We start from the raw sequence: 12,186 nt of genomic DNA on the forward strand, positions 1-12,186 counted from the left end.
TAACGTCCGCCTCCCGGTAAATGTTGGAAACCGTCTAAAACTTTAGCAGCACGCCAAAAACAATCCGACCGTTGGATGATGACGGGGCCGGCACATTCAGGTCACGGGCATCCTGGAAAAAATCCTTGTTTACGTTCGTGTAGCGATATTCCACAAACGGTTTCAACAAGGGGATGGCACTTACCTCAGCGCCGACCAATGCGTTCCAGTACAAGCTGCTCTCTTCCACGGCTTCTACAGAGGCGTCGTCCGGCACATCCATATCAACCGTATTGGAGCCCAGCCCCACTCCCACGTATGGCTTGAGGAATCCGACGGAGACCCCGCCCAGAGCTGTCAGTCCAAAATCATAGTCCTTGATTTCCTGGCTGAATGAGCCGGTCCTGTTTTGGTAGTCCACCTGGTTTTCTTCGCTGAAATTGCTGAAGTGGGCACGGAGTCCCAGCTGAACAATCGGTAATTTGTTCAAAATTCCGCGTTCAATGCGCACCCCAAATCCGTTCTGAGGTTCCTCGTCCCTTACTTCATACGAAGCCCCGATTCCCCACTGGGCTTCTGCGTTCTGCGGGACCATAGAGCTGATAAGCAATACGCCGGCCAAGACTGTCAGTACTCTCTTTATGTTATCCATAGATATATTCTCCTTATTTAAAATTGGTATCATGGGTACTAATGCTTTGCGTTAGTTTAAGTTCACTAAGCTAGATTTCCAAATATTTAAACGGCACAGGGAAGGCCGCGTTCCCGACTTTTTTGTTATGAAACCCCGGCATAATTAAAGGGAACCACCGGTTTAAAAACGGTGCGTATAGCTCACCTTTATGGCCCCCGCGCGCTGGAGCGTTTGGAACTGCTGCCGTAAAAAGCGATCCATCGGGTCGCCGATCCAGCTGTGATTGTATACCAGGTACATGTCGGAACCCGGCGTTATGATCCAGCGCAGGCGATTGTTCATCGCCAGCCGGTCGCTCAGGTTGTCATACTGGATATTACTGGTAATAAAAAGAGAGGTCGTCAAATCGATATTGGCCTCAAACCGGAACAGGTCCGTTGAAAAGTTCCCCTGGGCAAGATCCACATCGGTATGAATGTACTCCGGCGCCAGCTCAATTCCCGGATATGGGCGTACCGTTATCTCCCCCCCGTATTCGGTTTGAGTGCCGGACCAGAAGCCCCCGCTTGAAAAGTTCAACTCGGCAGAAACCCTGCGGTATGAAGCCGTTTCCAGGGCCGCTTCTGCACTCCAGGTCACGTATTCGTCCACCGGAATAACAATGGATCCATCCCGCTTTATATCAAACGGTTCTACCAGGCGCTCAAAATTGCGGGCCACATCAAACTCCAGCACATCGCCGGTCATAAATGTGATATCAAACAGCGTAAGCCGGTGTTCCTGGGTGAGCAGCTCAAAATCGAGATCAGTCAGATGCTCAAACCGGAATTCCCAGTCGATCTGCTGGACCAGGTCGCTCTCGGTAAACTGCGGTGAATATTCGACCGAGGGTTGCAGCCGCCGAAAGGCGTTGCGCGGGGTAAAGCCTACCGCGGGTTCAAATGCGCGGCCAAATTCGCGGTAGGATACATGGCCCGCCCAGGGTTGATTCGGGTAGTTCAGCCGAAATCCCCTGGAGGAGCGATCCCAAATATTGGTGCCGTCATCTGCGAGATAGGGAGAGTTGTGAAACACAAAAAAGGCCTGAAACTGAAGGTTGTCACTTCCCCTGAAGTTCGAGGTCCCCAGTTCCATATCCACGCCCAGGGTGTGCCGGTCTCGCAGCGCCGGGGTCAGCGATTCACTCTCCTGGGTTGACCGGCGGGTGTAAATCATTCCGACGGTGCTTTCTGAACCGACATTTCGCTTTATGCGTGCCACCGAAAAATTTTCCGGTTTTACCGAACCCTTCTGCCCGGTTCGCACATGCAGCAGCGCCATGTTGTAATTTCCTGCATTGCCCAGAACCCGGGCCCCGTAGGTAATCGGGATCGGCGCTCCGTCCTGCAGGCCAATTCGCCGGCTGAAATAGGGATTAACCCTGCTGCTCGGGGCAAATTCGTAGATATTGGCCCCCTCCAGGAAAAAGTCACGCTGTTCGGGGAACTGCAGTGGAAAGCGGGTCAAGTTCACCTGCCGCTGGTCTACTTCCGCTTCCGCAAAATCGGTATTAAATGTCACTGATGCTTTCAGACTGGGAGTAATACTGTAATTAACGTCGAAGCCGCCATCCACGTTGGTATCGGTATCGGTTCCACTGCCGCCGGGCAACCGTTCTTCGCTGGTATTTACAATTCCAAACGGTACGACCTCCAGGCCCAAACCCTGGGAAGCCCCTTTCAATCCGGTTAGGACCCCGGCGTTCTGCGGCCGGTCGATCCCCTGGTTTCTGCGATGGCCGGTCCAGAGTGCCGTTTCATTTTTACGGCGTATCACCCGCATGAAGTTAGCCCCCCAGCGGTCGCTGTCGGCATCAAAATTAAAGGTCCGGAACGGAATTCTGATTTCCGCCGACCAGCCAAATTCCCCGATCACGGTCCGGGCATCCCAGATACCGTCCCAGTTCAGGTTGATTTCGTTGCCCTGACCGGTGCTGATCAACCCGTCGGTGCGCAGGCCGTTCGGATTTATTTCCAGGAAGTAGGCACTCCGCTGGTCGTTAAACGTATCAAAAATCCAGGTAAAACGTTCATCAGAAACGATGCGCACATCCCGTCTCTTCTGGTACGCTTTGATCCCCGAGGGGTTGCTGTCATATAAAATCACCCCGAGATACAAATATTCCTCGTCGTAGGCGATCCGCACTTCGGTACGCTCGGTTGCGGCTGCTCCCTCGTTGGGCTCCTGCTGTCGAAATCCCGAAGCGGGTTCAATCCGGTGCCAAAAATCTTCGTTCACATGGCCATCGAACACAAAATCGGCATCCGACTCCAGTTGATGAGCTTCAATTTCCTTTTTTGGCTGGTTGCCCTGCGCGCATAAAACCGAAGGCAGAAACCATAACAGCAGTACCGGATACAGATAATTCGTTAGCTGACATTCACCAAGTTTCCTGAATAATCCCATAAATTCCTTGATTTTAAATGGCCGTAAGCCGCCTGTTTTTTTGAGGTTAATGTTAAAGTTAAATTCTCCTTTGAGACATACCCGCTTTTTTCGCATTGCGTATTGCAAGTATGGGAGAATTTCCCTGTTGGAAATAAATATTTCGACGGAATATAACAATATGAATCACAAGTTCAGGGGCTATCCGGCGGATCGGTTGATACTCTGTACACCCTCATACCTCATGGAGAATTACATGGTTGCAAAAGAGCTCAACCCTTCGTCGGCCGGCGACTTGGTGAACAGTTTAAATATCTTACAACGAACTGCTTGCCAACAGGTTACGAGAGTACAACCTGGATAATTGCAGAAATACGGGTTACTGACTTTCATCATTGGTGGGGAAATCCACCCGGATCGTGTGAAGATGATCCTCGTCAGTATAGGTGTAAGAGATATCGAGGTTGGACTGGTTGGCGATCCTCTTGACAATGGAGAGGCCCAGTCCGATGGAACTGGTGCTTTGATCCGCCTTTTTAAACCGTTTGAAGAGGTCACTGGGATCGACCTTCAGCGGCTTGCCGGTATTGGAAATAAGCAGACGCTCGTTATTGAGGCTGATATCGATGCCGCCCCCGGTCACATTGTGTTTTATCGCATTTTGAAACAGGTTGGTCCAGAGTATATCCGCCAATACCGGGTGCATCCGCACTTCCACCTCTTCATTCAGCTCGGATGTGACGCTGACCCCGTTTAAGGTGATCAACTCATCAAACGTATCCAGGCTGTCTTTGACCAGCTTTGTAAAGTTTACCTTTTGGGAATTGCTGAATTCATGATTTTCTATCTTGGTAAGTAATCCCAGCGACTCACTCAGCTTGGAAAGTTTTCGGATGGCCGACTGTGCCGATTCCACGTACTTAAATTGCTCCGAATTGAGATCGGTCTCGGTCAGCAGCTCCAGTTTCCCCTGTGCAATAGAAAGCGGCGTCTGCAGCTCATGTGAGGCATTTTCAGCAAATTCCTTCAGGTTTTGGTAGTCTGAAATTGCCTTGGTGGTCATGGCGTTAACAAATCGGTTCAGCTCATCAAACTCTTTGATGCTGGTCTCCTCCGCCTCAATCGGTTCGCGCTGGTGAAGCTTGAAATCCCTGATCTTTTCCAGCGTGTCGCGGAACGGTTTGAACAGCCGCCCTGAAACCAGAAATCCTACGCCCACTGCACCCACGACCTGCAGTCCCAGGATCCATAAAAGCGTTTTCACTACCGCTTCAATGATATCATCCGATTCTACCAGCCCGCCCCAGGTGGAAATAAAGTAGGATCGTCCGTCAATATTGCGGTAGGCCGAAACTTTAACATTATGCTCCATCCGCTTCAGGTGCGGGTGCCATGCCATGGTGTCGGAGGCGATAACCCGTTCTTCCACCCGGTCCTCCAGCTCCTTGATCACCAGGTTGCGGTCTTGAAACTTTTCGACCACCTGGGTGCTGTCGAATCCAAAATCCTGGCCGCGCCCCTCTTCAATCAGGTAACTGACCCGGTTGATGCGGTCCATATACCGCCAGCGAAGCTCGGTGTCGATCTCATCCTTAATAAGGTAGTATGAGATAATTCCCCCGGCCGAAAGCACAATTATTGTGACCAGGAGGTATATCAAAATAAATTTGTTTACCAGCTTCATCAGGGTGCGATCTTAAATTTATATCCAATTCCGTAAATAGATTCGATGTAGTCGCCCGCACCGGCATTCACCATTTTTTTGCGCAGGTTCTTAATATGTTGATACACAAAATCCAGGTTGTCAAGATGATCTACATAGTCTCCCCACAGGTGTTCGGCGATGGTCTGCTTTGAAAGCACCCGGTTTTTATTGGCTGAAAAATAAACGAGCAGGTCATATTCTTTTGGCGTCAGATCTACCGGCTCGCCATCCACGGTCACTTCCATGGTGTCGGTATTGATCTTAATTTCGTTGACCCGGATGATCTCGTCGCCGCCCAGGTTTTTACGACGGTTCACCGCCTTGATGCGTGCATGCAGTTCAGACAGGTGAAAGGGTTTCGTCAGGTAGTCGTCGGCCCCGAGCTCGAGTCCCTTGACTTTGTCATCAAGTGAATTCTTTGCAGAAATGATAATGGAGCCGGCCTCTTTATTGACTGACTTAAGTTCCTGCAGCAGTTGCAGCCCGTTGCCTTCGGGCAGCATAATATCGATCAGCACGATATCGTAGCTGTGGGACATAATCTTATCGAATCCCTGCTCGTAGTCTGTTGCTGCCTCACATATATACCCTTCTCTCTCAAGATAGGTCAGGATGTTGTCCAGCAGATCTTTATTATCTTCAACTATCAATAATTTCATGCAACGAATTATAAGGAACTATTTTGAAGCAAAATTGAAGCTTTCCTGTTTTAAAATTGATCTTTTGGGTTAAATTTCAAGCACAACCCCCCGGACTTTTTTGATATTCCAACAAATACCGGCTATTCATCGTGTTTTGGATATTTCTTTTTGAGAAAGCCCAACATAACATTTCATCAACCGTCTCAACAATGAAATTCACTATATTTTGAGAATACAGATTTACAGCGGTTCCACCTGCTTCACGAATGGAGAGAAAACCTGAACTACCCGATGGAAGACCTCAAAACATTCGTTGGTACTCATATGAGCCTCAGTCGCAAGAAGGTCAAACTGTTGCCAGATAAACAACCATCCATTCGCAGAGGATTTAACAGGTGTACAACCCTGATAATTATCTCTTATCAAGTATGTTTCCACGGTATACATGATCAGTAAAATCACGAAATTACATTGTAGAAGTAATTCTTTATATCTTATATTTGCAGTCTCGAAATTTTACTGCTCATTTAAATAGTGTTGGCAGAACTTGGTTTTCGAATCGTTCCCGATGAGGCTCGTCAGGGTCATAGGAAGTACGGTATGGAAGCTAAAGCGTATACTCAACCGAAGTCTCTGCCCGACAAATGCGTGATTCACGTGCCCGAGTGGCGGAATTGGTAGACGCGAGGGACTTAAAATCCCTTGGGGGCTAAACCTCCGTGCCGGTTCGAGTCCGGCCTCGGGTACTTTTGTTTTGAGCTAAAAACCGTTAATTTAGAAGCCTTTTTCAGGGCCCGTAGCTCAGTGGTTAGAGCAGTCGACTCATAATCGATTGGTCGCAGGTTCAAATCCTGCCGGGCCCACTTTTCTTTTCCCTCCTTTCAACCCCTCTAAAATTGCCCTTATCCCCATTTAAACGGCATTTTTAGAGGTGTTTTACCCTGCCATCAAGAAACTTTCTTTGTGACGGCTCTTCCCTTTTATTCCCGGTTTTCGTAAATAGTGGGTACACCAGTGGGTACAAAAGTTGGGCAGTTACCACAATTCATCTTGATGTACAGTTCAATTTGATTTGTTCTCTGCACTTCTTTTCAGTGGGTACAAACTGTACCCACCAGGATGCTCGCACCAACCATAACTAATTTCAAAATTTTATGGCAAGTCTTAAGAAAAGAGGTGACGTATATTACATTCGCTTTTTCAAAACTGAGAATGGCAAGAGAAAACGGAAAGCCTTTAGCCTGGGTACTACCCTCAAAAGAGAGGCACAGCGGTTACAGATTGAATATGAAGACAAATACCATCGCGGTGAGATCGATCCGTTTAACGGGTGGACGCCTCAGAAGGAAGCCGAGAAGAAGCGACAGAGTTTACGCGGTAGATACATCCCGCTGCATAAAGCGGCCAATCAATTTATTGAGCAGCGAAGTCAGGCTAACGCCAAGACGAAGGACAACTACCGGCGACACATGAACATGCTGATGGATTACCTGGGCAAAACGATGCCGGTCACGGAGATCACCGAGCAGGATATCCGTGAATTCTGCTTTAGGAAAGATATCGCTGTAGCAACCCAGGCCAGTTACCTGCGCCACTACAAAGTTTTCTTCCGATGGATGCACAAAAAGGGAATCCTGAAGGAAAACATCACCAAAGATATAAAACCGCCCAAGATCCCGGAGAAAATCGCTCAGAAAACCCTGACACGTGAAGAGCTGGACGAAGTGTTTAAAGCCTTCGACAAGTTTTACGAGGAGCAAAAGAAAAAGGGATTTGTGACCAAACCTCACCAAATGCGCCTGTGGTTCAAGCCGATGATCAACACCATGTATTACTGTGGACTCCGGGCAAGCGAGGCGACAAACCTGACCTGGAATGATGTGGACCTGAAAGGGAATCCCAAGGATCCGGACGACCTGGGACATATACGCATCACCAATTCGAACGGTAACATCACCAAGTCGGGGAAAGAACGAGTGGTCCCCATTCGCGAGCCCCTTAAACCGTGGCTGGAGCAGTGGCATAAAGATCAAGGCGAATCCAGTGATGGCTATGTATTTCCCAGCTCAACGGGATTAAACCGTTTCCATGGAATGACACCGGGAGCACTCTCCAGATCCTTCAAGAAGTTTGTCAAGCTGGCTAAGAAAGTCCCCAACTCTGTAACCCTGCACGGTCTCCGGCATTCTTGCGCTACGGACCTGCTTCGCAAGGGTGTGCCGATCCATATTGTTCAAAAGATTATGGGACACTCTTCGGTTCAGGTTACTCAGATTTATGAGCACCTGGATCAAAATGATATTAAGAACGCCATCAAGGGAATCGATTAGGATGATACTATGCTACATCAGCGTCATAGCTCGTTCTCCTAAATCTGTAGGTTCTCCGGGTCTTGACGATTATCCCAAAACAGCAACAGTTCCACTTCTGTGGTCTGTTTTTTCACCTGATAAAACAGGCTTACCTGGCTAAATAGTACACACCGGTGGGTATCACTTTGCTCGGAATATTCATATATCATGGGAAACTGGGCAATCAACTGTAAGACTTCGCTAACATGAGCTTCGAACTCTATAAGCTCGGTTTGGGACCAATGCTCATTTAGATACTTCAAAATATCAACATAGGAGCGTCGGGCGGTAGGTGTCCAAATAATATCGTATGGCATTATGGGAGGAATCGCTCTCTCATCTCTTTCATCACTTTACGATGTGGAATGCCCTTCCCGTCCTCGGCTTCTTTTTTCGCCTTGTCGATGGCCTGCTTAGTTTTCTCTGGAAGCTCATCCCAAAAATCGCCACCACTGGCATTATTTTTCATAGATTGAAGCGTTACGAGTAAGGCCTCATTGTCCAATCCTTCTATCCAGTCGATCAACTCCTGTTTGTCAACGATCGAGTTCATAAGTGATTTTACTATTTGAATTTATAATAATATAAAGCAAAAAATCCCCAAAAAATATCCTTTCCTAGAATAGTTGTCTAGCGAACATCTCCTTTCTAATAAACTCAGTGACAATCGAAAAATTTTCCATATAAACCTTATTAGCCTTAATTAGGCAGCATTTCAATAATAAAGAGAGGAAATGATCTTTGTTTGATATCGAAAAAGATCTTTTGACAGGATGATCCATGGAACCAGATAGCGGAATAGCTATTCATCATATTTTTCGTATAAAAAACATCAGTCGGGTCAACTTTTTTGGGAATAAAAGTTTCTTTCGTCATACCTTTTGTGAGTTTTTAAAAAAGTGTTACAGGCAAAATTTCATCAAGAGCCAATTCAATTAATTTCCATTAAGTCCCAATTATTCCCACAAAATAATCAATCCTCAGTAGTTAAGAAGCATGACCAAGAAAGTAACAGATCTATTGACCATTCTGTGCAGCTCTTTCTATATAAGTAAACATCCGGATCAACAGCTTTCAATATCAAAGGCATCGATTGATCTGCATAAAATCACTCAAAGTTATCAGGATGAAAAAGATAAAGCATTACAATCGTTTGACAATTTTGATATCGATGATATAGAAGACCCGAAGTTCATACGTCGAAAAGATCTATTAAAAACTAAACAGTCGGAGTATAAAAGAGTATTCTTATTTAAAATCCCTTTTCCTTCACTTAATAAAAATCCAGCTCCGGGTGAAGGTCGATTCCAAATTAATGAACAGTTAACCGGTAATATTACTCATCCTATTATACAAAAATGGTATGAGAAATATACCGTTCTTGGCGGGGAACACTGCTTTCAATTTTGCCAAAATAAGATGATCGAGAGTAGTGAGAAACTAAAAAAGATCGGTTTATACCAAATAAAGATAAATGCAATGGAAAAGGTCATTGATGAGGTATCGTTGGAGGGATACTATAACTTTTATCGAAAATATGACAGCGTGCCCGAAGCTTGTCGATACGTTATGGGACAAGATGGAAAAGATTTCAACCGGGAGGAACTCAAAAAGCAGATTGCCAAATATTTTCGAATATGTGAAAATGGAGTACCGATTTCCGATTGGTCTATTATTAACGCCCGCATAAATTCCTGGTGGTACCATGAGGAGAATAAATATAATAGAGGGAAAAAGGCTGTGAAGCCTATTTAATTCTTAGGAGCTAATTCTACCAATAGCTTTTAATCGGTCTTTCTTTTTTTTGAACGACCAATCTCGATTGAAATCGGGACCAGCAAAGCTGGGAACCCAAAAAGTCGTCTCCCGGCGGCGGTCGGGATCTGGTCGATCAGCTTACCCATCACTCCACCAGCTTAGGGCGGAGGATTATTTGTAGGTTTAGATATTTCCGGCCTTGGAATTGTTGGCGGGAAAACGGCTGAGGACGATGCGCGAAAAGAATAATTTTACTCCGGCTCGATTGTTGAAGAAGTAACTGATCGTGAAGGACCATTGAAATTATCCCACGCAACGGCCGTAGCTGCCGCCAAGAATTCATCTGCCAGTGAGTTTTGGATTACTTTCCCATTCTTTCACATTCCGTCCCGATCTGTCCCAAACTTTCCTAATCCTTCCCAAACCATCTGGATGATTGATTTAGTATTCCTTGCCGTAGTAGCTTAGCGCGAATCAAAATTAACCAGTGAAAGGAATTACTTATGAAGGAAGAAATCTTAGAACGAATTGAAAATAAGCTGGATATCCTCCTCAATACCAACCGTCACCGTATAAACGAAAAGCGGTACATCACCGCCCAGGAAGTGGAAGACCTTACCGGACTGAACCATCGGACTATTTTGAATAGATCGAATATGGATGAAGAGCATCCCCGGTTCATTCCGTCCATCCAATTTGGCGGCAGCCGGAGAAAATACTTTGAGCGTAAAGTCATCGAACGTCTCTTCCATTTAAGCTAGATCGAGATGCCTGGATTACCGGAACATATAGCCTACACCAAGGTCCCCAATTTCATCATTGAACAACGGATGGCTAATTTGAAAGGAAGCGAACTGAAGGTCGCCCTGGCCATCTGTAGAAAGACCTATGGTTTTCATAAGGAGCTAGACGGAATAGCTCTTACCCAGATCAAAGAGCTCACGGGACTGGGTAAAAACACCGTCATCAGGGCACTCAGAAACCTGATTAAACAGAAAATAATAAACCGATATGTTGATACTTCGCCTTACCGATACGGAATCATTCTGACAAACCACAGTGCCATAAAACAACAGACAAAAAATGGAACTGAGGGGTCAATAAATGAACCCCGAATGGTACAAAAAGTGAACCCCAGTGGGGATCAAATATTGAACCCACAAAAGAAACCTCTTAAAAAAACAGAAAGAAATACTACCAGTAGTAGTGATTGGTCTGTTGAAATACTTTTTATCGCTGAATACTGGAATGAGGTATTTAATAAACCGATTGATCTCTCTGATGTTAAAATGGTAGATCAAATCAAAAACAGTCTAGATCATTTTAGCATCGAAGAGATTAAAAAAGCCATATTCAACAGAAGCAGAGCATCCTACTATCGAGAAAACAAGCCGTTTCTCATAGATAAACCGAGTGCTTTCTTCCCCTACCCTGAAACGATTGCTAATGATTTGAAACGAAAAACTGAAGGGATCTACACTTATGAAGAGAAAAATGAACGTATCTTTCAGGGATTAAATACTGACGATGATTTTCAAATCATGCGAGATCTACTGGACGAGCAGCGACGTCCGAAGTGGCAATTAAAGCATATGGAATTTTGAAAAACATCTAGATGAATGAGCGATCACCAATAATAGAAAAAGCTTCTTATTTTCTTAGATTCTCAGAAAAGGCGTTTAAGCGTCAGAAACCGTGATTTTTTCTAAGATTTATATAAGAAGTGTCTTAGAAACTTGTAATTCATGGAAATAGGTCGATATCTAGCTCTGTTTGCAGGAGAAAGCTAAAAAAAGTCAATAAACTATCGTTATTGACTTTCATAATTCTTAAGTCGCCTTATCACTTATTACAGGCTGTACTTCAGCTATCTTATCTTTAGTATATATTAAGCGTTCTAATAGTGACACTTTGGTACGTGTAAAAAAACATTGTCAGTAGAAAACTATTGAAGTCTAAAAGCTATGATTACCAATAATTTATTCAAACATGCGCAAAAAGAGTTAGTCATGGATGCCTTTTTATGCTGGTTGGCCAATGAGGCTGATAGCAATGAAAGGTGGATAGATATCAAAGAGGAATTCTTGTCACTAATTGGACTAGAAAACAATAAAATTTCTACAATTCAGGATATTGAGGCCCGGACGCAGGTGGATTACATGGATCTCCTGATAGAGCTTAAAACACCCAGAGGTATGGAAGAAATTGTTTTTGAAAATAAGATGTGGTCCACCGTACACAGTAAACAGTTGGAACGATATAAAGAGAAAAAACCTGATGCTGCCCAATATGTATATCTTAAACTGGGATATCTACACCGGTTGGATAAACAGGCTGCCCGTAATGCAGGATATCTTATTATTTCAGCTGAACAACTATTTGAAACACTTAAACCGTTCAAAGAACGGCATCCTTTTATCCGAGAGTTTGCAGATTATCTTAAAGCGGATTTTGTACAGCCGCAAAAACAATTCAAGCAAGATCTTGAGGATAATAATTATGAGAAATTTGCAAAAGCCTCGTTCCAGCAGTACGTAATGGATGAAATCATGGACCGGCTATTAGGTAATGGATTTGAAGAATCGAATTTAATCTTCAGAATCACTGTTGTCCGGTAAACATATTAAGAGGGAACATAAGTCACCTTTAGAGTCTCTTCCACTCGTTTTTGTACCCTAATCTGATTGCGAGCCC

At 45.1% G+C, this 12,186-nt stretch carries 11 protein-coding genes and 2 tRNA genes; 7 read left to right on the forward strand and 6 right to left on the reverse strand.

Annotated elements, in window-relative coordinates; genetic code table 11:
- Window positions 1-34 precede the first annotated feature (34 nt).
- The 4 genes from ACG2F4_RS15275 to ACG2F4_RS15290 form a co-directional block, all read right to left on the reverse strand.
- Complete coding sequence (locus tag ACG2F4_RS15275; RefSeq protein WP_395261751.1) at window positions 35-631, reverse strand: outer membrane beta-barrel protein; 597 nt, start codon at window positions 629-631, stop codon at window positions 35-37.
- Between the two features lie 162 nt (window positions 632-793).
- The gene (locus ACG2F4_RS15280) at window positions 794-3,058 is read right to left on the reverse strand and encodes a DUF5916 domain-containing protein (RefSeq protein WP_395261752.1); all 2,265 of its coding nucleotides are present in this window, start codon (window positions 3,056-3,058) and stop codon (window positions 794-796) included.
- 358 nt (window positions 3,059-3,416) lie between these two features.
- Window positions 3,417-4,697 (reverse strand): sensor histidine kinase, encoded by a 1,281-nt coding sequence (locus ACG2F4_RS15285; RefSeq protein WP_395261753.1) that lies wholly within the window; start codon window positions 4,695-4,697, stop codon window positions 3,417-3,419.
- 23 nt (window positions 4,698-4,720) lie between these two features.
- Complete coding sequence (locus ACG2F4_RS15290; protein WP_395261754.1) at window positions 4,721-5,401, reverse strand: response regulator transcription factor; 681 nt, start codon at window positions 5,399-5,401, stop codon at window positions 4,721-4,723.
- 641 nt (window positions 5,402-6,042) lie between these two features.
- On the opposite strand from ACG2F4_RS15290, the gene ACG2F4_RS15295 reads away from it, so the two are divergent.
- The 3 genes from ACG2F4_RS15295 to ACG2F4_RS15305 all read left to right on the forward strand — a co-directional run bounded on the left by ACG2F4_RS15295 (window position 6,043) and on the right by ACG2F4_RS15305 (window position 7,713).
- Window positions 6,043-6,129 (forward strand) — tRNA-Leu (locus ACG2F4_RS15295).
- A 44-nt stretch (window positions 6,130-6,173) separates the two neighbouring features.
- Window positions 6,174-6,246: transfer RNA gene (locus ACG2F4_RS15300), tRNA-Ile, on the forward strand.
- Between the two features lie 291 nt (window positions 6,247-6,537).
- Window positions 6,538-7,713 (forward strand): tyrosine-type recombinase/integrase, encoded by a 1,176-nt coding sequence (locus tag ACG2F4_RS15305; RefSeq protein WP_395261755.1) that lies wholly within the window; start codon window positions 6,538-6,540, stop codon window positions 7,711-7,713.
- Window positions 7,714-7,751: 38 nt separating this feature from the next.
- Here ACG2F4_RS15305 and ACG2F4_RS15310 read toward each other — a convergent pair whose 3' ends face one another.
- Window positions 7,752-8,051, reverse strand: coding sequence for a type II toxin-antitoxin system RelE/ParE family toxin (locus tag ACG2F4_RS15310; RefSeq protein ID WP_395261756.1), 300 nt, complete (start codon window positions 8,049-8,051; stop codon window positions 7,752-7,754).
- Complete coding sequence (locus ACG2F4_RS15315; protein WP_395261757.1) at window positions 8,051-8,287, reverse strand: hypothetical protein; 237 nt, start codon at window positions 8,285-8,287, stop codon at window positions 8,051-8,053. The genes ACG2F4_RS15310 and ACG2F4_RS15315 overlap by 1 nt, the downstream gene beginning before the upstream one ends.
- 443 nt (window positions 8,288-8,730) lie before the next feature.
- Between ACG2F4_RS15315 and ACG2F4_RS15320 the strand changes: the two genes are divergently transcribed.
- The 4 genes from ACG2F4_RS15320 to ACG2F4_RS15335 all read left to right on the forward strand — a co-directional run bounded on the left by ACG2F4_RS15320 (window position 8,731) and on the right by ACG2F4_RS15335 (window position 12,110).
- Window positions 8,731-9,489, forward strand: a complete 759-nt coding sequence (locus ACG2F4_RS15320) for a hypothetical protein (RefSeq protein ID WP_395261758.1) — start codon at window positions 8,731-8,733, stop codon at window positions 9,487-9,489.
- Between the two features lie 506 nt (window positions 9,490-9,995).
- On the forward strand, window positions 9,996-10,253 hold the full coding sequence (locus ACG2F4_RS15325; protein WP_395261759.1) for a hypothetical protein: 258 nt from the start codon (window positions 9,996-9,998) through the stop codon (window positions 10,251-10,253).
- Between the two features lie 6 nt (window positions 10,254-10,259).
- Window positions 10,260-11,096, forward strand: a complete 837-nt coding sequence (locus ACG2F4_RS15330) for a replication protein (protein ID WP_395261760.1) — start codon at window positions 10,260-10,262, stop codon at window positions 11,094-11,096.
- A gap of 360 nt (window positions 11,097-11,456) precedes the next feature.
- On the forward strand, window positions 11,457-12,110 hold the full coding sequence (locus ACG2F4_RS15335; RefSeq protein ID WP_395261761.1) for a PD-(D/E)XK nuclease family protein: 654 nt from the start codon (window positions 11,457-11,459) through the stop codon (window positions 12,108-12,110).
- Window positions 12,111-12,186: the final 76 nt, after the last annotated feature.

It is taken from the genome of Halalkalibaculum sp. DA3122 (genome assembly GCF_043951865.1).
In the GTDB taxonomy this organism is placed as follows: Bacteria; Bacteroidota; Rhodothermia; order Balneolales; family Balneolaceae; genus JAMQKA01.